Origin of the sequence: Arthrobacter sp. NPDC058097, from assembly GCF_042884885.1 — a bacterium.
In the GTDB taxonomy this organism is placed as follows: Bacteria; Actinomycetota; Actinomycetes; order Actinomycetales; family Micrococcaceae; genus Arthrobacter.
The window spans coordinates 1-23177 of the sequence record NZ_JBHVSZ010000022.1 but is presented as its reverse complement, the minus strand read 5'-3'; the positions used below and the strand labels follow the sequence as shown (position 1 = coordinate 23177).

The following is a 23177-nucleotide window of genomic DNA, read 5'->3' as shown; positions in this document are numbered from 1 at the left end:
AAGACTCTTGGCCATCTGCAGGGGAGGTTTCCGTGGCGGCGCCACCGACCGCTTCTTCCGCAGCCTCAGCTGTCGACGTCGTTCCTGCCCGGGCGGGCGAGGCTACTCCCGCGCGTGGATCCGGGGCCGCGCCGTTTGGCAAGCCGAGCCAGGTGGCACAGGAAACAACGGCGCTTCGTCGTGGGCTGCCGCGCGTTGCCGGTGGAGAGCCCTGGCCCCCCGCGGGATTTGCTCCAGTATCAGCAACCGAGACATCTGAAGCTGAGGCAGTACCGGCGCGTTCCGCCGTCGAGCCCCTAGCTGAGGGGACTGCCCAGGTCACCAGCGAAGAGGATGCCCCATCTGTGGCGGCAATTGCTGCAGCAGCCATCGATCCGGTTTGGCCCCCATTCGACGCGCAGCCCGCGCTGGTGTCGAAACCGGCCCCAGCCGCCTCGGCTGCACAGGCACCCGCGGCCGCAAAAAAGGAGCCCACGCGGCCCAGGGGAGAGGCGAAGCTGCACGGCTCGCGGACCCTTGCCCAGTGGGGCAAGCTTGTTTCCCTGATCGCTGTGGGAGCCGTCGCCGGTGCGGCAGTGCTTGTGCTCGCCGCTCGTGGCGTAACGACCCTCCCTGGTGTCCCGCAATTCCTGGCGAAATACCCGGGCGAGTACCATCTGCCCGCGACTGCGGGACCGGGCGTGCCGTGGTGGGCGCAGTGGACGCACTTCCTGAACATCTTCCTGATGGTGCTCATCATCCGTTCCGGCTACCAGGTGCGTACCCAGCAGAAGCCGCCGGCCTTTTGGACACCCAAGCGGGGTGGCAAGAAGGTCAGCATCAATCTGTGGCTCCATCAGTCCCTTGACATCTTCTGGCTTCTCAACGGCCTGATCTTCGTGGTGCTGCTGTTTGTCAGCGGCCACTGGATGCGGATTGTGCCGACCAGCTGGGAGGTATTCCCGAACGCGTTGTCGGCCCTGCTGCAGTACATGACGCTTGAATGGCCCGTTGAGAACGGCTGGGTGAACTACAACAGCCTGCAGCAGCTGATGTACTTCATCGTCGTGTTCATCGCAGCACCCCTTGCAGCGCTTACGGGGGTGCGGATGAGCGAACTGTGGCCAAAGAACGCCAAGACACTGAACAGGGTCTACCCGGTTGAAGCAGCACGCGCCATCCACTTCCCGACCATGCTGTTTTTCGTGCTGTTTATCCTTATCCACGTGTTCCTGGTGCTCTCCACCGGGGCGCTCCGCAACCTGAACCATATGTTCGGCGGAACGGACGTGGTGAACTGGACAGGTTTCTGGCTATTCGCTGCCGCGATCGCTGTCACCGCGGGTGCCTGGTTTGCGGCCAGACCCCTTGTTCTCGCGCCGATCGCCAAACTGTTCGGCCAAGTCAGCAGTCGGTAGACCCACCGGGCGATACTCAACTGGTAAGGATCCCGTGCTACGCCGTCCTGGCGTCAGGCACGGGATCCTTACCGCATCAGCAGGCAAATTCTCCGTGGTGCCCCGCTGCGGCCCAGCAGCAAGCCTTTGCCACGTCAAAAAGTAAGGAAGTACCGTGCTTTCGTCAGCGATCTCCTATCTGTTTGTCCCGGCATCCCGCCCTGAACGCTACGGCAGGGCGTTGGCCGCCGGCGCGGACCGTGTCATCATCGACCTTGAGGACGCGGTCGCGCCCGAGGACAAGGACAGCTCCTTAAAGCAACTCATTGCGGCACTGAGCGCCGGGATGGATGCTCCCGTCCATGTTCGGATCAACGCCGACGATTCCTTCTTGTTCGAGCGCGATCTCGCTGCTCTGGCGGCCCTTCCCGAGGTGGCAAGGGCCGGTCTGTCAGGTGTTGTGCTCCCCAAGGTAGAGGACCCTGCATCGGTGATGCGGATCCGCAAACTCCTGGGGGAGGAGATCGAGCTTGTGGCCTTGGTGGAGAGCGCGCTTGGCTTGAGCCGAGTTCGTTCCATCGCCCGAACCCCGGGGCTCAGCCGGCTTGCGCTGGGTGCGGTCGACCTTTCGTTTGACCTGGACGCCGAAATCGCCTCAGCAACCATTGACCACGCCTATGCCACACTGGTGCTCGAATCGCGCCTTGCCGGCTTACCTGCTCCGATTGCTTCGCCGCCGCTTTCGATCCAGGACCCAGAGGGCATTGAGACGGGTGCCCGGAGGCTTAGGTCGCTTGGGCTCACTGCGCAGCTCTGCATCCATCCGGCGCAGGTTGAACCAATACACGCCGGTTTCCTGCCCTCGGATGAGCTGCTGGTGTGGGCTCAGAATGTCCTCACTTCAGACGCTGGCGCCGCGCAGATTGACGGCCAAATGGTCGACAAACCTGTGCGGGACCGTGCCAAGAGGATCCTCGCGCAGCGCAACCACTGATTCTACTGTAGGGCGCGGTGCGTGTGCTTTTAGGGATGAGGCCGACAGTGTTAGGCCGTGCATCGGCACGCACACTGCAGCGCATGGACGACACCAGTAATCGAAGACTCTCCTCGGAGTCGACGCGGGGCCGCGTGCGGACGCATCTGCTGCACGTTCCCCGGCTCTGGCCGGGACACTCCACCGGGCCAGAGCCCCGGCTTCTGGACTCCACGCGCTGCCCTGCCGGACATTTCGCAAAGGTCGAAGCCCGTGTGGCGCGCAGCCGTAGCCGCGGCCTCTGCTGTCCCCGGTTGCAGCTTGCGGGTCGCGAGAAGGGCTATGATATCAATCACATATGTAATATATTTAATCTGTGATGATACTTACCCCTGCTGCCTGCGACTCATTGGAAGCCCACGGAAGTGCTTGACCGCATCGTCGAAATACTCGACGTCTTCAGGTCGGCGGGGGGTCCGCTGACGGCTTCTCAGATCGCTCGGCGGACCGGGATACCCATGGCATCCACACATCGCCTAGTGGGCGAAATGGTGCGCACCGGGATTCTGGGGAAGGACGAGGAGCGCCGGCTGAGCATCGGCATGCGCTTGTGGGAAGCCACCGCGCGGTCCTCGGCCGTCCAGGCCCTCAGAGAATCAGCACTCCCGCATATGCAGCGACTCATGGAAAAGATCCATGCGCCCACGCTCCTATGTGTGCTCGACGGCAACGAGGTTATCAATGTAGAGACCCTGACACCTCGAGGAATTGCTGCCGCCAACGTCACCAAGCCCGGCATCCGGCTACCTGCACTCGCTTCTTCACCCGGCGTAGCAATGTTGGCATTCGCCGATCAGCAGGCCTGCAGTGATGTCCTCACGACCGCGAACCTGACCGGATTCACGCCGCATACCCCGACGGACCCGGCGGCCATTCGCAAGCTGCTCGACGATACACGACGTATGGGTTACGTCGTTGCGCGGGGGTGGATGTGGCGGGATTCCACCGGTATCGCCGTCCCAGTCCTGGGGAGCGACGCTCTCGCAGTTGCATCGCTGTCGGTCACGGTGCCCATTGACTTCGCCCAACCCACCGAGGTGGCGGCCATGCTCCAGGCCTCGGCCCGTGCCATCTCGTGGACCGGGAGGACAAGGGAGGAGCCGGTCAACTCCGATCTCGCAGAACTCAAATATCAGTTGAAGCGGGCTACCGAGCGCCAGAAAATTCCCGCGAAACGAGAAGAACGCTGGTGACACCGCTCACGTCCTCTTTAGCATCACTTGCCGTACGGAATAACGACCGAAGGACCCGAAACAGACAACCGGGCGCGACTATACCGTACCGAAGACACTCTGCCTGTCTCAAAGAGGAGCATCCATGCCGAGATTCGACGTACGACCTTCAGAAGACCCAATGAGCGCGCTGTGCCGCATGGCACTCGAGACCACTTTCGATGAGTTGCCGGACGAGGTCATAGGCCACGCTAAGCGAAGCTTGCTCGACTGCACCGCAGTCATGATCGGGGGTTCTGGCCTGGATGGCATTCCCCAAATTGTCGAACTGGTCAAGGAGAAAGGCGGGGCCGAGCAATCAGTCATACCTTTATACGGCGGTCGTGTCCCGGCGGCCGAAGCCGCCCTTGCAATCGGACCCATGCCACGCGCAATGGACTGCGGCGACCTGCACGAGGAAGCCGGGCACGTCAGCGAATACATCGTGGCGAGCCTCTTTGCTGCAAGCGGACTATGCTCGACCGTCTCCGGCAAGGACTTCCTTGCCGCATTGGTGGTAGGACAGGAAACGCTCGTCCGGATTGGCTCCGCTTACAAGGTCATCAGCAGAGCCATTGCCCATAACGACTGTGGAGGCCATTACATCTTCGGTGCTGTCGCTGCAGTCGGACGGCTACTTCGTCTTACCGCTGCGCAGTTGGAGAACGCCCAGGGTATCGCGCGTACCATGACGCAACCCCACACGATCGGCATATATTCTCCTGCGACGCTCATGGTCCGGATGCATCACGGACTCGTCTGCCAATCAGCGATCACGGCATGTCTCATGGCACGAAAGGGGATCACCGGGCCGCGGCGATCTGTCCTGACGGGCCCGAACGGATTCCTCTCAACGGCCAAATGGGAGATCGATCCGGAGGCACTTACCCGGAGCCTCGGCGATTGCTGGGAAATGACGCGGATTACGACAAAAGCACACAGCGCCTGCTATTTCTCTCACTCCTCCATCGACGGGATCCTTGAGCAAATGAAGACGCATGGCTTCAGAGCAGAAGACATCGCGCGCATCCACATTGAGGTCTCTACACCGGGCTGGCAGGCGGTATGTGAGCCGGTGGAAAACAAATGGTCCCCGCAAACCGTACCCGAGTGCCAGTTCAGCCTGCCCTATGTCGTAGCATCCGCTGCATTCGATGGGCATGTGTTCCTCGATACCTACGACCCACAGGCACGAGGCCGCAAGGATGTGCGCGAGCTGATGACAAGAATCTCCGCCGAGGAGGTCCCGTCGGTACCGGATTGGGGTGCCCGCGTGAGTACCACCTTGAATGACGGTAGTGCGTTCGTAACCGAACACACATACGTCAAGGGTCACCCGAACATTCCGTTTGACGAGCAGGACTTCATCGACAAGTTCCGACGGTGCGTCCCCTACTCCGTATTACCACTGAGCCGACAGACAGAGGACGACCTGATCAACAGCGTTTTGGGGCTCGAGGACATCACAGATGTTGTCGAAGCGTTGCTTCTCCCTCTGACCCCGGACGCTGGGGCCTCCGTTTTCCACCGCGACGATCCTGTTATTGCTTCCAACTGAAAGGTCCACCAGCATGTCAACCAAGAGTGTTGGAATCTCCGCAACCGAACGCGGTGCGGGAATAGGAATCGGCCCGTACTTCATCGTCCTCCTGTGCATGTTCCTCAACACGATGGACGGCTTCGATCTTTTCATCGTCGGATTCGCCCTGCCGCACCTGCCCGAAGGATTCGCTTCCGCCAGCGAAAAAGGTTTCATAATTAGCCTTGCCCTTTTGGGGATGGGCATAGGTGCGATTTTCCTAGCGCGATTGGCCGACCGCTTCGGACGACGAAAAACCGTCCTCAGTGGACTCCTCGTCAATCTGATCGGACTCGTTGTTTCTGCGCTGGCGATGGAACACGGAATGCTCATGATCGGCAGATTCATAACCGGTCTGGGTGTCGGTGTGATCAGCGTGGTCATCGTCGTTATCGCCCAGGAGGGTTGCCCGCGCGATCGCCGAAACATGGCCACGGGCATCGTGATGATCGGCTTCCCGCTGGGAAGCACCTTAGCCGGATTCGGCGGCGCAGCCGTACTGTCTTTGACAGGCAGCGCGTGGCAGTCCTTGTTCTGGGCCGGAGCCGTACTGGCAGTGATTGGTTTGGTGGTCGCGTACTTCAGGGTTCCGGAATCAGAGGCTTTCCTCGCTCGGGCTGGAGGGGGCGTCCCCGGTAGCGAGACCGGAAGCCATTTGCCGAATGCTCCGGACGAGCAAGCGATGACGCCCGGGGCTAATACCGCCCTGTTGGGCCGGCGATTGTGGGCCACCACTATCCTGCTGGCCACCGGGTACGGCATGCTGTCGGCTGCCTATTATTTCGTGGGCACGTGGACACCACAGCTCGTCACTAATCTCACCGGGAACCAGGCTGCAGGATCAGCGGCAGGGATCACCGTAAGCGTGGGAACGTTCGTCGGTGCCATTCTCTTCGCCATCATCGGCCTGCGTTTCAGCGCTGTGCGCGTGACGACGGCGTTCCTGTCTGTCGGCGTCGTCGCTATCATCGGGTTCTCGCTCTTGGTGCCAAACCCCATCGCGAACATCTTTGGGGGCCTCCTGGGCCTCGCAGTGTTCGCATCGATGGCGGGATACACCGCAATGGTTCCGACGCAGTATCCAGTGCTGGCGCGGGCAAAAGGCTACGGAATGATGTTGGGCGTCGGACGCGTAGGTGCGATCATTGCGCCCCTGCTCGTCGGCTTCGCGCTGAGCGTCATCGACCCTCATGTGATGTATTTCCTGGCCATTGTTCCCGTGGGCCTTGCGGTCGCCTCCTCGCTGATCCTACAGAGCAAGTCACCTGAGAGGACCACAACCTGATTCGAACTCAGCATCGGCGTGGGTAGATGGGATAACCAAGGGTGGCCGACGCCAGATCAATTGGTAGGGAGGGAGCTTTACGGCGCCGCCACGTCGTGCCGTCAAAAGGCGGCCCGAGGCCGTTGCGGCCCGACCGCAGAGACGAATGCCCCGCTGGCAACCCAACCGCCCCCATGCGTGAGAAAAGGTAGCCCACCGCGGCCTCTCCGGCCTCGGTGGGCTACCTTGGGATCGACAGGTGCGGCTACATCCCTCTGGCTTGGAGCAGGTGGCGCGCCAGGACGATCTTTTGCACTTCACTAGTTCCTTCGTAAATGCGGAAAAGGCGGGCCGCGCGGTAAAAGCGCTCAACCGGAACGGCGCGCATATAGCCTAGACCGCCATGAATCTGCACTCCACGGTCTGCGACCCGGCCGAGCATCTCGCTGGCGAAGAGCTTCGACGCCGAAGGACCGAGTTTGCGGTCACTGCCGTCCTGGAAATCACGTGCGGCATCCAGAACAAGGGCTTTCGCAGCACGAAGCTCTGAATACGAGTCACCGATCATGCCCTGGATGAGTTGGAAGGTGCCGATTGGCTTACCACCCTGCTTCGCTTCTGCCGCGTATGCAACAGACTCGTCCAAGATGCGCTGGGCCTGGCCAACGCAGATCGCGGATATGTGCAGGCGGCCCTTCGCAAGGGAAGCCATGGCGGCACGAAAGCCGACTTCTTCTTCACCGCCGACGAGGCGGTCCACGCCGACGACGACATCATCGAAGAAGATCTCACTCGTCCAGGCACCCTCCTGGCCCATCTTCTTGTCGTGTGGGCCAATAGTGACCCCGGGTGCGTCAGTGTCCACGAGGAACGCTGAAATGCCCTTAGTGCCGCTGGCGTTGGGGTCAGTGCGTGCGAACACCACAAGGACCTGTGCGAGTTGCGCGTTCGTGATAAAGCGCTTCGCTCCGTTAATGCGGTAGGTGTCCCCATCGCGCACTGCTGTACTGCGCAGGCCACTGGGGTCCGAGCCGGCCTCCGCCTCGGTGAGCGCGAATGAAGCGATCACCTCACCCGAGGCAAGACGGGGGAGCCACTGCGCTTTCTGCTCCGCGGTGCCGTAATTTACAAGAACCTGACCCGCGATGCCGTTGTTAGTCCCAAAAAGCGACCGGAACGAGGGTGTGGTGTAACCGAGCTCCATACCCAGCTTTACGTCCTCGACGGCATCGAGACCCAATCCGCCGAATTCTTCTGGCAGGGCCCAGCCGAAAAGACCAAGCTCGCGAGAAGCGTCGATGAGCTCGTCCGGAATGCGGTCGTCGTTTTCGATTTGCTCTTCGAGCGGAATCACCCGGCTGCGGACAAAGTCTCGCACCGTGCTCAGAACCTCTTTAAAATCTTCAGCGTCCATGTGAATAGTCCTTTCCTAAGTTGTCCGGTCTGCAGTGCGAACTAGCCCAAAGTGAAGAGAGTGACGGTTTGCGCGACACAGACCGGTCGACCGCCTCCGCTCGATTCGATCTCGTGGGAGAAAGTGACGCGTGCACCCGCAGGGGTGCGCTCGACGCCGCGCACCGTCACCCGGTCCCGTACTTTCTCGCCGGCACGAAGAGGCTGAGGGAAACGCACCTTCTCAAGGCCGTAATTCACTCGGGCGGCAAAGCCCTGTACCTCGTATATCTGGTTCGCCAGCATGGGGATGAGGGATAGCACGAGGAAGCCATGCGCGATCGTCGTGCCAAATGGGCCCTCGGCAGCTCGTGTGGGGTCAGTGTGAATCCACTGTTCGTCTCCGGTGATTCGGCCGAAGCTATTTATGTCGGCCTGATCGACGGTACGCCAGTCGCTCACTCCGAGCTCTTCGCCAAGCAGCTCTGCGAGTCCGTCAGCACCGTCAATGACTCTTTGTCCAGCCATGTCGCCCCCCTTAGAGACCGCCGCGGGCAACGAGTTGGGCTGCGATGACGTTGCGCTGGATTTCATTGGTGCCTTCGCCAACGATCATGAGCGGGGCATCGCGGAAATAGCGCTCGACATCATATTCCGTTGAGTAACCATAGCCACCGTGGATACGGACGGCGTTGAGGGCGATTTCCATGCCCACTTCCGAGGCGTAAAGTTTGGCCATTCCGGCTTCCATGTCACAGCGTTCGCCGCTATCGAACTTTTCAGCGGCAAGACGGGTCAGTTGCCGCGCGGCCGTGAGTTTTGTCGCCATGTCAGCCAGGTAGTTGCCCACAGCCTGATGCTTCCAGATCGGCTTGCCGAAGCTTTCACGTTCTTGGGCGTACCTAAGGGAGTCCTCAAGGGCTGCCGTGGCGACGCCGAGAGCGCGGGAGGCCACTTGGATGCGGCCCGTTTCCAGGCCCCGCATCATCTGGGCGAAACCCTTGCCGGGTACGCCGCCCAGAATGGCGTCTTTGGATACACGATAGTCAGTGAAGCGAACCTCGCAGCTTTCTACGCCTTTGTAGCCAAGCTTCGGCAGATCGCGCGAAACCTCAAGACCGGGACCGTGCTCGACAAGCAGGATCGAGATGCCTTTGTGGCGGGGCTCGGCCGTTGGATCAGTCTTGCACAGCAGAGCAAAGAGCCCGGAGCGGCGTGCGTTCGAGATCCACGTCTTCGAACCGTTGATTACGAAATCGTCGCCCTCAGCACGCGCGATCGTGGCCATCGCCTGGAGGTCCGAACCGCCGCCAGGCTCGGTGAGGGCCATTGTGGCACGCATTTCCCCTGTGGCCAGACGAGGCAGGTACATCTTCTTCTGTTCTTCGGTGCCGAAATGAGTCAGCAGTTTCGCGACGACTGTGTGACCGCCCATGGCCCCCGCGAGGGACATCCATCCTCGCGCCAATTCTTCGGTGACTTGGACGTAGCAGGGCATCGAGACGGGCATTCCCCCGTACTCTTCGGGTACCGCCAAGCCGTAGATGCCGATGTCCTTCATCTGCTCGATCCACTTCTCGGGGTACTCGTTGGCATGTTCCACATCGCGCACGGTTGGTTTCACGTCGCGATCGATGAACGCGCGAACAGTTTCGACGAGGAACGCTTCTTCTTCGTTGAGGTGCTGCATCGATGGCCTCTTCTCACTATCAGGGGTTAACTCCGAGGGACAGCACCCCCGAACGCAATCAAGTATATAATATAGAATCGTTGAACGGTAGCCGAGTTCTACCGGTGCCTTGCCTTTGGCGTCCATCCTGAATGATGGCGACAAAGGTCCTGCAGTTTGAGCAATTCTGTTAGGTCTCCTGAAAGGGGCTGCAAATGACTTTCACCCAAACCACTCGCGTTTATAGGAGCAAGGAGAAACTTGCCCGGAAGGATCAGTTGGCGCACAAGATCGCGATGGTCGCCGCCGACCCTGTCGGGATAACGCCCGAGGTCACGGAGATGGTTATCAACCGGATCATCGACAATGCCTCGGTGGCTGTTGCTTCGCTGAACCGCGCTCCGATCGTCGCGGCGCGGGCACAGGCCCTCACGCACGGCCCGTCCAGCGGCGGCAAGGGGGCGAAGGTCTTCGGCATCGGCGAACGGGTTTCCCCGGAGTGGGCGGCGTGGGCCAACGGTGTGGCGGTCAGGGAACTGGATTACCACGACACCTTCCTGGCGGCAGACTACTCGCACCCCGGTGACAACATTCCGCCGATCCTGGCCGTGGCCCAGCACGTGGGTTCCAGCGGCGCGGACCTGATCCGGGGCATCGCCACCGGCTACGAGATCCAAGTGAACCTGGTGAAGGCGATCTGCCTGCACAAGCACAAGATCGACCACGTCGCCCATCTTGGCCCCTCCGCGGCCGCAGGCATCGGCACCCTCCTGAGGCTCGACGTCGAAACCATCTTCCAGTCCGTGGGCCAGGCCCTGCACACCACCACCGCCACTAGGCAGTCGCGCAAGGGCGAGATCTCGACGTGGAAGGCGCACGCCCCGGCATTTGCCGGGAAGATGGCCGTGGAAGCCGTGGACAGGTCCATGCGCGGACAGACCTCCCCCGTCCCGATCTACGAGGGCGAGGACGGCGTCATCGCCTGGCTGCTGGACGGCCCGGACGCCTCCTACGAGGTTCCGCTGCCCGAAGCCGGTGAAGCCAAGCGCGCCATCCTGGACACCTACACCAAGGAACACTCCGCCGAATACCAGGCCCAGGCGTGGATCGACCTCGCCCGCAAGCTCCATAACAACTATCCCGAGCTAAAAAAGTCCGAGAACGTCGCGTCGGTGCTGATCCGCACAAGTCATCACACCCATGTAGTCATCGGCTCCGGCGCCAACGATCCCCAGAAGTATGATCCGACGGCGTCCCGGGAAACGCTGGATCATTCCATCCCGTACATCTTCACGGTCGCTTTGCAGGACGGGGCCTGGCACCATGTGGACTCCTACTCTTCCGAACGCGCCGCCCGCCCGGACACCGTGGAGCTGTGGCACAAGGTCTCCACCGTGGAAGACCCGGAGTGGACCCGCCGCTACCACTCCCTGGACATCTCTGAGAAGGCCTTCGGTGGCTCCGTGGAAATCACCCTCACCGACGGGACACGCATCCTCGACGAGATCGCCGTTGCCGACGCCCACCCCCTCGGCGCCCGGCCGTTCACCCGGGAACAGTACGTCGACAAGTTCCGCACTCTGGCCGCCGGGATCGTGGAGGAGGCCGAGATCGAAAGGTTCCTCGCCGCCGTCGAACGCCTTCCCGAACTGGCCGCCGGCGAACTGGACCAGCTGAACATCACCGCCGCACCCGGCGTCATTGACCCCACGACGGCACCGAAAGGGCTGTTCTAGTATGCTGTATTCCAAAACCACGCCCGAAGAAAAGCGCGTCCGGTTCCGGGAGCTGCTGGCTTCCGGAACCATCCAGCAGTTCCCGGGGGCGTTCAACCCGCTCTCCGCCCGGCTGATAGAGGAGAAGGGCTTCGCCGGCGTCTACATTTCCGGCGCGGTCCTCGCCAATGACCTGGGCCTGCCGGACATCGGCCTGACCACCCTGACCGAGGTGGCCACCCGGGCAGGACAGATCGCCCGGATGACCGATCTGCCGGCCATCGTGGACGCCGACACGGGCTTTGGTGAACCCATGAACGTGGCCCGCAGCGTCCAGGAACTCGAAAACGCCGGCCTCGCCGGATGCCACATCGAGGACCAATTCAACCCCAAACGCTGCGGCCACCTCGACGGCAAAAATGTCGTGGACCTCGACACCGCCACCAAACGCATCAGGGCCGCGGCGGACGCCCGCCGGGACCCGAACTTCCTCATCATGGCCCGCACCGACATCCGCGCCACCGACGGACTCAACGCAGCAAAGGACCGGGTCAAGGCATTGGTTGACGCCGGAGCCGATGCCATCTTCCCCGAAGCCATGCGCGATTTGCACGAGTTCAAAGCCATCCGCGACGCCGTGGACGTCCCGATCCTGGCCAACATGACCGAGTTCGGCAAAAGCGACCTCTTCACCACCGCCCGGCTCCAAAATGTCGGCGTGAACATGGTCATCTACCCCGTCACCCTGCTCCGAAGTGCCATGGGCGCCGCTGAACGGGTATTGGACACGCTCAAGAGCCTCGGAACCCAGCAAGTCCGCGTGCCTGAAATGCTCACCCGTGCCCGCCTCTACGACCTCGTGGACTACGAGGCCTACAACAAATTCGACTCCGGCATCTTCAACTTCCAAATGCCCGGCGTCCGCTAACACATAGGACTGCAACGAAGGAGTTCAGCATGACTGACACACAAATCAAAAAGGGCCTCGCCGGCGTCGTCGTGGACTACACCGCCGTCTCCAAGGTCAACCCGGACACCAACTCCTTGCTGTATCGCGGCTACGCGGTACAGGATCTCGCCGCTAAATGCAGCTTCGAAGAAGTGGCCTACCTCCTGTGGAACGGTGAACTCCCGGACGAGGCGCAACTGGCAGACTTCAGCATGAGAGAAAGGGGCGGCCGGGCTCTGGCCCCTAAGGTCAAGGATGCCATTGACGCTCTTCCCGTAACTGCCCATCCCATGGACGTCTGCCGCACGGCCACCTCCGTGATGGGTGCCTGTCACCCGTTGACCGAAGATTCCTCAGTCCAGAGCAACATGGCCAAAGCCCTGGACCTGTTCGCTGCCATGCCCGCCGTCGTGGCCTATGACCAGCGGCGTCGTCGGGGCCTGGCCGTCGTCCCGCCACGTGATGATCTCGGGTACTCGGCGAACTTCCTGTGGATGACGTTCGGCGAGGAGGCCGTTGCGGAGGTGGTGGAGGCCTTCAACGTTTCCATGATTCTTTACGCCGAGCACTCCTTCAACGCCTCCACATTCACCGCCCGGGTCGTCACATCGACGCTTTCGGACCTACACTCCGCGGTGACCGCTGCCATCGGCGCACTCAAGGGACCGCTGCACGGCGGTGCCAACGAAGCCGTCATGCACACCTTCGACGAGATTGGAATCCGCAGCGAGGAAACCACCGGGGAGGCCGCAGCGCGGGCACGTGCATGGATGGAGGACGCCCTGGCGGAGAAGAAGAAGATTATGGGCTTCGGACACCGGGTCTACAAGCAAGGCGACTCTCGCGTGCCAACCATGAAGGCCGCCCTCGACAAGATGATCGCCCACTACGGTCGGCCCGAAATCCTGGGACTGTACAACGGTCTTGAGGAAGCAATGGACCAGGCAAAGGCCATCAGGCCCAACCTCGACTATCCAACTGGTCCTGCCTACCACCTCATGGGTTTCGACACTCCCACCTTTACCCCGATCTTCGTCGCAAGCCGCATCACAGGCTGGACAGCACACATCATGGAGCAACTCGCCTCGAACTCGCTGATCCGCCCGCTGAGTGCATACAACGGGACCGAGCAACGCTCAATTTAGCGTTCTCCCTGAACCGGCGATGGGGCACCGGATGGTCACAGGGACCATCAAATTATCGCAACGTTTCGGTGCCCCATTGCCACCCGTAATCCTGCCGCCAGAGATCGGCGACTACTGCACATAATGGATTGGAGAACAACCCTATGGACCTTCACCTGCAACCGGACTGGAGCCGCCTTCTGGGCCTACAGGTTGAAATCCGCCTGAACGGGCGATTTATACGGTCCGGAACAGTCGATGCTGTTATGCCGGACAATTCGATTCTTTGGCTATCAGCCGAGGGACCTTGGCCCAGGGAAATGGTCGAGAAGTCAGACGGTAGGGGAGTATATGCACGCTATGAGTGGGATGTCCCGGTCGGGATGTTGTCTTAGCGGCCGAAGCCCCAATGCACCTGAAGACGTTTACATGCTGATTGTCGTCAGCAGAATCAGGGTCGCGACCCTGGGGACCGGGGCCTGCTGCGATCCGAGAGGGCTCGCAGTCCTAGGCCGCATCTGTACAAGGTACTTTATCAAGACGCTGTACAGTTGGAGGATCACTGACCAGTCAGTGATGCGCTCCTTCGGAGGTGCTAGCCTCGCTGCTAGGGGGACTGAACGCCGAACGAACGATTTCCATCGGAAAAGTCGGCGTGCTCTGCCACTTGGTTGGAGCACGGGCTTGCAACGACCACGGAACTGGCACAGCCTGCGGGTCAACCCGTAGGGCATTTCGCTCGCCGCCCGTGAACTGGAACGTGCGCGGCTTGTGATGCGTGTTCCCGATAAAGAAGTTCATCGTCGGGTGTGGATCGAGCTCACGGACGCAGGGCGGCAGAAGCTGGGGCAGGATTCCTCAGCTGGGTGTGACTGGCTTGACCAGGCGATCGCGGAGCGGTTGACGCCGGAGGAGCGCGGGACTCTTGAAGCGGTCATCCCCATCCTCCGGAAGATGGGAGCGGGGGCAACAGCTTGACTGAATCGAGCTCGCCTCTGATGGCCGCCTTGATCTATGCGCCCTTTCTTCGGCGATCATTGTCGTATTCCACACTGTTCCGGCCGGATCTGATCTGCAGGCGCCACGAATTCGCTTCGATTATGCCGGGGCGGTCCTACTTTGTCCCGGTCTCACCTCCCTGCTCCTCGCAGTCAGTGACGGACCCGCATGGGGTGGAGTTCGCCGTGGACGGTCAGCACGTTCATCTTCAGCGCCATTGTCTTGGGCGCGTGGGTCAAGGCTGGACTGCTGAAGCATCCGCTGACCAACCTTCGCGTCCTTCGCAAGGGGAAGTACCGCTGGCCATTGGCAGCAGTGGGGCTGGGGAGGGCGATGTATATCGCCCTTTCGATTTCCAGCCTCGTCGCCCAGGCCTCTGCCTCAACAGGGTGTGGCCTGGCCCTGCCAGTTATCTGGGCTGGTTTCGTCATGGTCCCGCTCTCGGTGGGAAGCTTCGTTGCGGACCGTCTCGTGCGACGCCTACAGACAGGATCAGCGTGACGGCGCTGCTGCCAATCGGCGCTGGCACTAAGTTGGCCGGAATGCTGCTGCTCTTAGTCCACGCGGAATTCTGGGAGATTTTGATCGGGATGCTCGTATTCGGCTTAGGGATGGGGACAAGCTCTACCGCCGTGCCGGCTCTGAGCGCCCGCCGGCTACTTACAGCCGAGCTGGTAGCTCAGTGAGCTTCAATCAGGTCCCGCGCACCGTAGGAAGCTCATTCGGCACCGCGGTCGCCGGTGCGGTGCTGCTCCAACCGGCGCCGGAGTCACCACGATCTTCGCCGTCGGCTCGGCCCTCTGCATGGCGGTGTTCATCTCACTGCTGACCCACGCGCTGATGGCACGTTCGTCCAGGGCTACCGTGGGCCGGGCGGAGAGCAGCGGTGGGTAGTCGCTGTAGATAAGTGCAATTTTTTGGGGTGCGGCCAAGAACGATGCTCCGACAGTCAGAGTGCGTGAGGTGCTAGACGCAGCGGGTCTCGACATCCTTGGCCGACGGCGGTAGGCCCCGGACCGTTCGTGACCAACACCGATGTCACCCACCACCCCCAGTTGCAGGTGCAATCAGGGACCCTTCTATGGTTTGACAACCATAGAAGGGTCCCTTCGGCCGGGACGTTCCTCCGCTACTGATCGACGCAGGTTACGACCTCGTCGAGCGGGGCGCGTGCCGTGCGGTAGCTGTTGGCCGGATGTCCGAGGTCTGCATAGCCGAAGGAGATGCCGAGCAGGACCTTTCTATCTTCGGGGATGTTGAAATGTTGGCGGATGAGCGTGGAATGGCCTGCGAGGGCCGCCTGTGCGATTGCTCCTAGCCCAAGGCTTTTCGCGGCGAGGAGGAAGCTGTTGACGTACATACCGGAGTCGACAGCCCCGTAGACGCCATGAATGGCATCGGTTGTGATAATCGCAACATGGGGTGCTCCGAAGAAGCGGAAGTTCTCGAGCGACTGACGAGCGGACGCCTCGCGATCGCCCCGTTGGACGCCGACCGCCTCGTACAGTTGCCACCCGCTGGCACGACGCCGCTCCCGGTAGATGCCGCGATATTCAGAGGGCTCATCGAAATCGAACGCTGGCTGGTGACTCCGTGCCCACTCCATCATGGCCTCGCGGAACCGCTCGGTGCCCTGGCCGCTAGTCACGATGACCTCCCACGGCTGCGTGTTGCACCACGATGCTGTGCGCTGAGCGATCGATAGCAAGCGCTCGATCGTGGGACGAGGCACCTCATCTTCTAGGTAGGCGCGGCAGCTCCACCGATCGGTGAGCAGTCGCTCAAGCATCACGGAATCTTCTACTTCTGCAACAGCGGAGTCAATAGGTGGTGTCATTTTTCCAGTATAATACAAAATATAAAATTGGCCCCTAGGTTCCGAAAATTTAGGTCATGTTGCGCTCCGGCTGCCGCCGGCTGTAAGCGTCGAGAGGGAATAGTCACGCGATTCCTGGCTCTTCGGATGAGGCCCAGCTCCGTAGTGGTCTGCTCTCCGCTCGAGGGAGGAGCCGGAGCCGGCTTCAAGCCCAGGGGGAATGCGGAGATCGTGCGTCGTGACGATTAACCCGTACAGTCCAGGCGACACGCGCGGTTTCTGAACGGGAGTGAGACGGGGTCACTCTCAAACGCACGCCAGCAGGATGAGTCCAGTGAACCTGAGGCCGAGCGTCGCGTGGGCACCAGAGCCGTCATCTGCGTTGATCAGCTCGGGAAGGGCATTTGCGCCGGCTTTTATGTGTATTCACGCAGGGCTACTTGGGCGGCCTTGTGCGCGTGTCGTTGTAACCACTCGTATCCTAGGCGCTGCCCTCGCCAGGTTTTAGAGTGGGGCGTCGGGGCGGACGCCCATTCGTTGTCGGAGATCTGGGGGAGTGGTGGGCGTGGCGAAAAAGCAATCAAGGCCACATCGACCATCACAGTGTTCCGGAGTGGGCTCCTGGACCGTTGCTCCTCCATTCATGACACCGCCCAACTCCGGCCGGAAAGGCCGCCAGCGGGCTGCAGGACCGAGCGCCGATCGCGACGCGAGCAGTAGTGCCCGCCTCGCGATCGGCCGGATCCACGTTGAGCTCGACTCGCGGTGCTGCCTTTGATGACCTTCGAACGCGCTCCGGGGCCCTTATGGTTGACGAGGGGGGTCAAGACCCTTGCCAAAGTGATGGCAAGCGCGGGGAATCCGATCGGTGGAATGATCGGACTCCGTCGCGTGTCGATCAAAACTCGATGACCGCCTTGCCCCGTGTCTGCTTGTCGAACTCCACATACGCCTCGACGGCTTCGTCGATCTTCCAGCGGTCGGTAAAGATCGCGTCCACGTCGATCCCGTGCTTCGCGACGAAGCGGGCGCATTCGCCCATCCCAACGTTCGAGAAGGTGTAGGAACCGAGGATCGAGATCTGCTTGATCACGATGTCCGGTGACACATTGAGGTCGATGTTGCCGCCGAGACCGACGAGGGCGATGCGACCCCATGTGCCGAGCGCGCGAGTGGCTGCAGTCCGCGCAACCGGCGCGCCCGAGGTCTCGATGGCCGCTGTTGCCCCACGACCGCCCGTGATTTCCCGAATGGCCTCGACCGGATCAACGCTATTCGAGTTGACTACGTGATGGGCGCCCAGCTCGCTTGCGCGAGCCACGCGGTCCTCCGCGATGTCGACGGCGATCACTTCGGCGCCGAACGCCTTCGCGAACTGGACGGCCGACTGGCCGATGGGCCCCATCCCGAAGACTGCAACGGTGTCGCGGCCCGTGACATCTGCCCGACGCAGTGCGCCGAAAGCCGTCCCGGTGCCGCACGCGATGGCAGCACCCGCTGAGAAGCTGATCTCATCGGGTAGGGCCACCAGGGTCTCGGCCGGGACAACCATGTAATCGGCATGGCCACCATGTGCGGTCGCACCGTAGATCGTGGCGCCGTGTTCACACATCTGGGTCCAACCCGTGCGACAGTTGTCGCAGAAGCCGCAACCTTTGTAGTGGAACACCATGACACGGTCGCCGACTTTCCATGCCCGGTGGTCGACGTTCGGGCCGATCTCCGCGATCACGCCGCAGGGTTCGTGGCCCGCAACGATCTTGGGGGCCTCGTCGATGCCACGCGCCGAGAAGTCCTTGAAGCCAAGGGCCTTGAGCGCCTCATCCGGCGGATCTCGATAGAATTTCAGGTCGGAGCCGCAAAGGCCCGAAGCTTTGATCCGGATCACGACGTCGCCAGGGCCCGGAACCGGGTCAGCGAAGTCAAGAACCTCCAGCTCGCGATTTCCGCGAAAAACAACACCACGCATAAAAGGGTCCTCCTTTCAGGGGAGCCGTGGATCAGCGGTTCGCGGCAACCATAGTTGCGACGACGACGACGGGCTGGTCGCTGCGGTTGCTCCAGATGTGCTTGACCCCGCGGTTGATGACCGTGTCGCCTGGTTTGAGCAGCGTCTCGCCGGTTTCGGTGACGGTGTAGACCTCTCCGGAGATGATGGTGACGACGTCGACCGTGTCGGTCTCGTGCCACACGCCAGCTGAGTCGTCGGCACCGTCGCCGCCGTGCGTGTCCGCACCGTGGAACGCATCGAGTGAGGCCTTGTAGCCCTCGGCGTCGAACTCCGAGTCAGGCGGGAACGCGGCGATTCGGACGGTGAGCCCCGACGCCGGCGGGTCGATCACGGGCTCAGCGCCGAGGGTGTTCGGTGCGAGGATGTGCCCGGGAACGTTGTCGATCTGCCATAGCTCGTTCACGGTGAAGCCCGGCTGGGCTGTACGAACCCTGCTATTGCCGTCGCTAACGATAGTTGACTTACCGTTTGCGTCGAGGTCCGTGATGACGACTCGGGCCTCGACTTTGAGGTGTTCACCTGCCATAGTGATTGCTCCTTGTTTTCGATGTGTGGTCACAGCAGACGTGCCGTGGCCGGAGGGAAACTTCTCAGACAAAGCTGGCTACGTTGTGCAGAAGCGCGACGAATTGCCCAACCGGCTGCTCCGGATCGACGTTTTGGATCGCGTTGAGCAGCGCGGCGCTGCCGTCGGCGCCGAGGGCAGTCCCGGTCAGGTCATGGAACTTCGTGTCCAGTTCTTCCTGGGACATCGGGTTCTCCGCGGTGCCGGAGGGGTTGTCTATAAACACGCTGCGGCTGGTTCCGTCGGTGTAGTCGATCGTGATGTCGGCAATCCAGCGTCCGGGGTACTGTTCATCGAGCTCCGGGTTGACGACGATGTTTACCTTGTTCGCGAGCGTCGCGACGTCACTCTCTGGACCGATGTCCAGTGTCCCGTCGAGGTAGGCGTGGTGCGTGGAGAAGCCATTGCCGTAGCCAAGCAGCGATAGGGAGAACTGGAAGGGCAGGCTGTATTGCAAGTGGTCGATGAGCGTGGGTGCGAAGGCGTTTTCGTTCTTGTTGCCGATCACGACGTCGCCGCCGGATTGGATGTTGAGCGTCACGCGGTTGATGTCGGCGGCATGGTCGCTGAGTTGGCGGGCACCTTCGATGTAGGCGTGGTTGATGCCGCAGCAGCAGTAGGGCTTGACCCACACCTTGGTTATCTCGAACGAGCGGTCGAGGCCAAAGGTTGCCGCGGCAACGTTGTCCACGCCTCGTCGGATGAAGGTGCGGAAGAATCCTTTGGCGCCCGTGAGGAACGCGCTTGGTCCGGTGATGCCGGCCGCGGCCATTTTGGCGGCTCGGATCCCGTTTCGTGTGCCGATGCCCGCATGGACACGCTTAACGGAGCCGCCGGTCGATGTATATTCCGTCGTTCCCGAGGCGTGGCTCAGTGCGATGGAAAGCGCATTCGCCGTGGTGTCGGTGTCGAAGCCGTACATTTTCGCGGCCACGGCGGCCGCACCGAAGCTCGCCAGGACGCCGTGCGGGTGGAACCCGGATTCCAGCAGTTCCGGTGCGGCGAGATTGCCGATTCTCGTGTAGATCTCGTAGCCGGCGACGATGCCGGTGATCACCTCGCGCATCGTTGCACCGATTTCCTCGCCGACGGCCAGTGCCGCCGAAACCACGGTGCTGCCCGGGTGCGAGGAGCTTGAGCGATGGGCGTCGTCGTACTCGAAGCTGTGGCCGTAGGTGGCGTTGACGAACGCGGCGTCGGCGGCGCTTACCGCGTCGCCGCTGACGGAGATATGCGAACGGCCGGGCGCGTGTTCCGCGCGCGTCATCTCAAGCACTGCCCGGTTCCAGGGCAAAGCCGCACAACCTACTTGCAGCGACAGCTGGTCTTGCATGAGCTTTCGAACCCCGGCGAGCGCCTCCACAGGAATCTCGGCGAACGTGAGCTCAGTGACGAAGCGCGCGGCGGCCGCTTCGACCGGAGGGAAGTTTCCCATTGTGTACCCTTTCATGCTGGTCAGACGAGCTTGCCAATGGCGGTGGCTGGAAGCCCGTACGATTTAGTCTCGACATAGGCGTCGAAGCCCTCCAGGCCGGCCTCGCGCCCGATGCCGCTGTTCTTGAACCCGCCGATGGGGGACTGGAAGCCGACGGGGTTGCCGTTGACCTCGACAGTTCCGGTGCGGATCTGCCGCGCCACGCTGAGAGCGTGATCGAGGTCGGAGGAGAACACGGACCCGTTGAGCCCGTATTCGGAGTTGTTGGCGATGGCGACCGCTTCGGATTCTGTGTCGAAGGTATGGACCGTCAGGACTGGCCCGAAGATCTCCTCCTGCGCTATCCGGGCGTTCGGATCGACATCAGTGAAGATAGTCGGGTCGACGTAGTAGCCGCGATCGAGGTTCGCGGGGCGCCCGCCTCCGATGAGCAGCGAGGCGCTCGAGGATTTGCCGTCGGCGATGTATTCCTCGACTCGTTCGCGCTGCGTGCTGTTTGCCAGGGGCCCGATCTCGGTCGCGGGGTCGAAGGGATCGCCGACGGGCATCGAGCGGATCAGGTCGACGAGACGGTCGTTAAGTTCGTCCCGGATCGAGCGGGCGACGACGATGCGCGTCTTGTTGCTGCAGACCTGGCCGGTGTTGCGGAGCGAGACCGCGCGGATCGCGGTTATGGCAGCGTCGAGGTCGGCATCCTCAAGGAGCACGGCCGCTGACTTGCCACCGAGCTCGAGGGTGCAGCGGCGCAGATCCTCTCCGCAGATGGCGCCGATGCGCCGGCCTGCCGCGGTGGAGCCCGTAAAGGAGACCTTGTCCACTCCTGAGTGGCGCACAAGACGCTCGCTCACTTCGCGGCGCGCGGGGACCACGTTGAGAACGCCGTCGGGCAGCCCTGCCTTTTGGATCAGGTGTGCTAGCAGGTACGCGTCGAGGGGAGTTGCGGACGTTGGCTTAAGCACCATGGTGCATCCGGCGATAAGCGCGGGAGCGAGTTTGATCATGGAGATTAGAAGGGGAGCGTTCCAGGGCACGATTGCCGCGACGACGCCGACGGGCTCACGAGTGACCAGCGAGTTGCCGGTCAGCGACTGTCGTGTGTCGGCCCAATGATACGAGGGCGCGATATCCAGGAAGGAGTCTAGGAGGAGGCGGGGGCCTCTGGCCTGCATCTTTGTGGAAAGGGTGATCGGGCAGCCCATCTCCGCGCTCACGAGATGGGCCGCGTCGCCTTCATGCGCCTCTAACTCGGCGCTGAGCTTTCGCAGCACGGCGATGCGTTCGTCGAGCGTCATCCGCGGCCACGGGCCGTGGTCGAAGGCGCGACGGGCCGCCTCAACCGCCGCGTCGACGTCCGCTTCAAGGGCCTCGGGCACGGTGGCGATCACTTCTTCGGTCGCGGGTGAGATTACCTCAAGCGTTCGGGTCGACGACGGGCGGACCCACGATCCGCCGATGAAGAGCCGGTCGTACTGTCCTTGCCATATGTCAGTGTGAGTGGTCATGAGCTGATCCCTACGTTGTTATGTGAGCAGTCGATCACCGAGGAGAAGTTCTAAGCCTCCCCGCAGCTTTGGAAGCGAGTGATCGCTCTATAAATATTTTATATCTCCAAGTGATCATTGGGTATATTATATTGAGAAAGATTTTGGAGTCTTTCCTGCATCGGCGTTCGTAAGGAAGCGAGGCCGAGTTCTGGGCAGGACTCCTGCAACGTATCGAGCTGACAAAGGCGGGCAGCAATGCAGCACAAACCACTCACAGGCATTCGCATACTGGAAGTCGGCGGCTATATTGCCCTGCCTCTGGGGACGTCGCTCCTATGTTCCCTGGGTGCGGAAGTCGTCAAAATCGAGCGTCCGGGCGTTGGCGAGGATTTTCGGCGGCAGCAGAACGATCAGAGCCCCTACTTTAGGCAATACAACACGGGCAAGCGCAGCATCGCGATCGACCTGAAGACGCCCGAGGGCGTGTCGGTCGTCAAGTCGCTGATCCCTCGATTCGATGTCGTCCTCGAGAATCTGCGCCCCGGAAAGCTCGCGGCGCTGGGCCTTGGGCCGGAGGCGTGCCGTGAGCTGCGCCCTGACCTCGTGTACGGCTCGGTCACGGGCTTCGGTTCGACAGGTCCGCTCGCTGACCGACCCGCCTACGACACGATCGGCCATGCATTCGGCGGCTTGTACTCTATGTGGGGTGAGGCAGGGCAACCGCAGCTCGCAGGTGGCCTGAGCGCCGACCTGGTTACGGGATTGAGCACCGCTACGGGAGTGCTGGCAGCGCTCGTCGGACGGCTGAAGACAGGCGAACCGCAGCGTCTCGAGACATCCATAATGGAGGCGGTGAGTGTGCTCACCACCGACGCAATCACGCAGGCGTTCGAGTTGGGCCATGATCCGACGCGCACGAGCCGGCACCCGCAGGCACAGAACTTCTGTGTGCCAACGTCGGACGGCGAGTATCTGGCAGTGCACCTGTCATCGTCCCAGAAGTTCTGGCGTGCGATGTGCCAGGCGATCGGACGTTTGGATCTTACCGAAGATCCCCGCTTCGCCTTGTATCGTCCCCGCGAGGCGAACTATTTCGAACTCGTGCCGATCATCGAGCGCGAGTTCTCCACGAGACCGAGGGCTCACTGGGAACGGGTGCTCACCGAAGCCGACGTCCCCTTCGCGCCGGTGCTTTCGATGAGCGGGTACCTGGAGCACGAACAGGTCGAACACCTGCAGATTATCGATCGCCAGGCCGATGGCCTGGCGTTGGTGAGGCCACCATGGACGTTCAATGGTGTGCGTCCCGATCGTCACGGGCGTGCACCCAAGGTGGGCGCCGATACCCGCGCGGTGGTGGGCGAGGTGCTATCTACCGAGACGGTGGAAGAACTGCTGGCCGCGGGAGTCCTGTACGCCGATGAGTCCTAAAGATTCTGAGAAGCAATGATCCTAGGAGGGTTCATGAAGCCGTACCGTTCGATGTTGTTTGTTCCTGGCCATAAGGCGAGTTGGGCCGATAAGGGGTTGGCGTCCGGGGCGGATGCGCTGATTC

Annotated in this window: 17 protein-coding genes; 9 read left to right on the top strand and 8 right to left on the bottom strand. The window is 61.8% G+C overall.

All coding sequences use genetic code 11. The annotated features are described in order from the left end of the window. The first annotated feature begins 344 nt into the window (after positions 1 to 344). The 5 genes from ACFVTE_RS23815 to ACFVTE_RS23795 all read left to right on the top strand — a co-directional run bounded on the left by ACFVTE_RS23815 (position 345) and on the right by ACFVTE_RS23795 (position 6484). Positions 345 to 1397 carry a cytochrome b/b6 domain-containing protein gene (locus ACFVTE_RS23815; protein ID WP_387105070.1) on the top strand — a complete coding sequence of 351 codons (1053 nt, stop codon included), beginning with the start codon at positions 345 to 347 and terminating at the stop codon, positions 1395 to 1397. A 154-nt stretch (positions 1398 to 1551) separates the two neighbouring features. Continuing rightward, a complete protein-coding gene (locus ACFVTE_RS23810) occupies positions 1552 to 2370 on the top strand; it encodes an HpcH/HpaI aldolase/citrate lyase family protein (RefSeq protein WP_387105068.1) in 819 nt (272 codons plus the stop codon). Positions 2371 to 2774: 404 nt separating this feature from the next. Then, on the top strand, positions 2775 to 3602 hold the full coding sequence (locus ACFVTE_RS23805; protein ID WP_387105067.1) for an IclR family transcriptional regulator: 828 nt from the start codon (positions 2775 to 2777) through the stop codon (positions 3600 to 3602). A gap of 124 nt (positions 3603 to 3726) precedes the next feature. Beyond that, positions 3727 to 5178, top strand: coding sequence for an MmgE/PrpD family protein (locus ACFVTE_RS23800; RefSeq protein ID WP_387105065.1), 1452 nt, complete (start codon positions 3727 to 3729; stop codon positions 5176 to 5178). 13 nt (positions 5179 to 5191) lie between these two features. Beyond that, positions 5192 to 6484, top strand: coding sequence for an MFS transporter (locus ACFVTE_RS23795; RefSeq protein WP_387105062.1), 1293 nt, complete (start codon positions 5192 to 5194; stop codon positions 6482 to 6484). A 244-nt stretch (positions 6485 to 6728) separates the two neighbouring features. On the opposite strand, the gene ACFVTE_RS23790 is transcribed toward ACFVTE_RS23795, so the two are convergent. From ACFVTE_RS23790 to ACFVTE_RS23780, 3 genes are read right to left on the bottom strand one after another with little or no spacing between them, the layout of a single operon-like run. After that, positions 6729 to 7877: an acyl-CoA dehydrogenase family protein gene (locus ACFVTE_RS23790; RefSeq protein WP_387105060.1), complete on the bottom strand. Its 1149-nt coding sequence runs from the start codon at positions 7875 to 7877 to the stop codon at positions 6729 to 6731. A 41-nt stretch (positions 7878 to 7918) separates the two neighbouring features. After that, positions 7919 to 8383, bottom strand: a complete 465-nt coding sequence (locus ACFVTE_RS23785; protein WP_387105058.1) for a MaoC family dehydratase — start codon at positions 8381 to 8383, stop codon at positions 7919 to 7921. 10 nt (positions 8384 to 8393) lie between these two features. Beyond that, on the bottom strand, positions 8394 to 9545 hold the full coding sequence (locus ACFVTE_RS23780) for an acyl-CoA dehydrogenase family protein (protein WP_387105055.1): 1152 nt from the start codon (positions 9543 to 9545) through the stop codon (positions 8394 to 8396). A 194-nt stretch (positions 9546 to 9739) separates the two neighbouring features. Here ACFVTE_RS23780 and ACFVTE_RS23775 point away from each other — a divergent pair, with 194 nt between their 5' ends. Genes ACFVTE_RS23775 through ACFVTE_RS23765 form a run of 3 tightly spaced genes read left to right on the top strand, consistent with a single transcriptional unit; the run spans position 9740 to position 13333 of the window. Beyond that, positions 9740 to 11260, top strand: coding sequence for an MmgE/PrpD family protein (locus tag ACFVTE_RS23775; protein WP_387105053.1), 1521 nt, complete (start codon positions 9740 to 9742; stop codon positions 11258 to 11260). A 1-nt stretch (position 11261) separates the two neighbouring features. Then, a complete protein-coding gene (prpB, locus tag ACFVTE_RS23770; protein ID WP_387105050.1) occupies positions 11262 to 12167 on the top strand; it encodes a methylisocitrate lyase in 906 nt (301 codons plus the stop codon). Between the two features lie 29 nt (positions 12168 to 12196). Continuing rightward, entirely contained in the window at positions 12197 to 13333 is a 1137-nt protein-coding gene (locus ACFVTE_RS23765; RefSeq protein WP_387105047.1) for a bifunctional 2-methylcitrate synthase/citrate synthase, read from the top strand. 2107 nt (positions 13334 to 15440) lie between these two features. On the opposite strand, the gene ACFVTE_RS23760 is transcribed toward ACFVTE_RS23765, so the two are convergent. The 5 genes from ACFVTE_RS23760 to ACFVTE_RS23740 all read right to left on the bottom strand — a co-directional run bounded on the left by ACFVTE_RS23760 (position 15441) and on the right by ACFVTE_RS23740 (position 21640). After that, positions 15441 to 16148 carry a nitroreductase gene (locus ACFVTE_RS23760; protein ID WP_387105046.1) on the bottom strand — a complete coding sequence of 236 codons (708 nt, stop codon included), beginning with the start codon at positions 16146 to 16148 and terminating at the stop codon, positions 15441 to 15443. An 877-nt stretch (positions 16149 to 17025) separates the two neighbouring features. Beyond that, a complete protein-coding gene (locus tag ACFVTE_RS23755; RefSeq protein ID WP_387105043.1) occupies positions 17026 to 18096 on the bottom strand; it encodes a zinc-binding dehydrogenase in 1071 nt (356 codons plus the stop codon). A 31-nt stretch (positions 18097 to 18127) separates the two neighbouring features. Further along, positions 18128 to 18664, bottom strand: coding sequence for a hypothetical protein (locus ACFVTE_RS23750; RefSeq protein ID WP_387105041.1), 537 nt, complete (start codon positions 18662 to 18664; stop codon positions 18128 to 18130). 64 nt (positions 18665 to 18728) lie between these two features. After that, positions 18729 to 20138 (bottom strand): MmgE/PrpD family protein, encoded by a 1410-nt coding sequence (locus tag ACFVTE_RS23745; protein ID WP_387105040.1) that lies wholly within the window; start codon positions 20136 to 20138, stop codon positions 18729 to 18731. Positions 20139 to 20158: 20 nt separating this feature from the next. After that, entirely contained in the window at positions 20159 to 21640 is a 1482-nt protein-coding gene (locus tag ACFVTE_RS23740; protein ID WP_387105038.1) for an aldehyde dehydrogenase, read from the bottom strand. A 237-nt stretch (positions 21641 to 21877) separates the two neighbouring features. Between ACFVTE_RS23740 and ACFVTE_RS23735 the strand changes: the two genes are divergently transcribed. After that, positions 21878 to 23053, top strand: coding sequence for a CaiB/BaiF CoA transferase family protein (locus ACFVTE_RS23735; protein WP_387105035.1), 1176 nt, complete (start codon positions 21878 to 21880; stop codon positions 23051 to 23053). Positions 23054 to 23177: the final 124 nt, after the last annotated feature.

What these genes read in the sequence shown, in the direction of transcription:
- ACFVTE_RS23780 (WP_387105055.1), bottom strand. Translation starts at nt 9,545, where the DNA reads ATGCAGCACCTCAACGAAGAAGAAGCGTTCCTCGTCGAAACTGTTCGC.
- ACFVTE_RS23745 (WP_387105040.1), bottom strand. Translation starts at nt 20,138, where the DNA reads ATGGGAAACTTCCCTCCGGTCGAAGCGGCCGCCGCGCGCTTCGTCACT.
- ACFVTE_RS23750 (WP_387105041.1), bottom strand. Translation starts at nt 18,664, where the DNA reads ATGGCAGGTGAACACCTCAAAGTCGAGGCCCGAGTCGTCATCACGGAC.
- ACFVTE_RS23735 (WP_387105035.1), top strand. Translation starts at nt 21,878, where the DNA reads ATGCAGCACAAACCACTCACAGGCATTCGCATACTGGAAGTCGGCGGC.
- ACFVTE_RS23785 (WP_387105058.1), bottom strand. Translation starts at nt 8,383, where the DNA reads ATGGCTGGACAAAGAGTCATTGACGGTGCTGACGGACTCGCAGAGCTG.
- ACFVTE_RS23775 (WP_387105053.1), top strand. Translation starts at nt 9,740, where the DNA reads ATGACTTTCACCCAAACCACTCGCGTTTATAGGAGCAAGGAGAAACTT.
- ACFVTE_RS23795 (WP_387105062.1), top strand. Translation starts at nt 5,192, where the DNA reads ATGTCAACCAAGAGTGTTGGAATCTCCGCAACCGAACGCGGTGCGGGA.
- prpB (WP_387105050.1), top strand. Translation starts at nt 11,262, where the DNA reads ATGCTGTATTCCAAAACCACGCCCGAAGAAAAGCGCGTCCGGTTCCGG.
- ACFVTE_RS23760 (WP_387105046.1), bottom strand. Translation starts at nt 16,148, where the DNA reads ATGACACCACCTATTGACTCCGCTGTTGCAGAAGTAGAAGATTCCGTG.
- ACFVTE_RS23755 (WP_387105043.1), bottom strand. Translation starts at nt 18,096, where the DNA reads ATGCGTGGTGTTGTTTTTCGCGGAAATCGCGAGCTGGAGGTTCTTGAC.
- ACFVTE_RS23800 (WP_387105065.1), top strand. Translation starts at nt 3,727, where the DNA reads ATGCCGAGATTCGACGTACGACCTTCAGAAGACCCAATGAGCGCGCTG.
- ACFVTE_RS23740 (WP_387105038.1), bottom strand. Translation starts at nt 21,640, where the DNA reads ATGACCACTCACACTGACATATGGCAAGGACAGTACGACCGGCTCTTC.
- ACFVTE_RS23765 (WP_387105047.1), top strand. Translation starts at nt 12,197, where the DNA reads ATGACTGACACACAAATCAAAAAGGGCCTCGCCGGCGTCGTCGTGGAC.
- ACFVTE_RS23790 (WP_387105060.1), bottom strand. Translation starts at nt 7,877, where the DNA reads ATGGACGCTGAAGATTTTAAAGAGGTTCTGAGCACGGTGCGAGACTTT.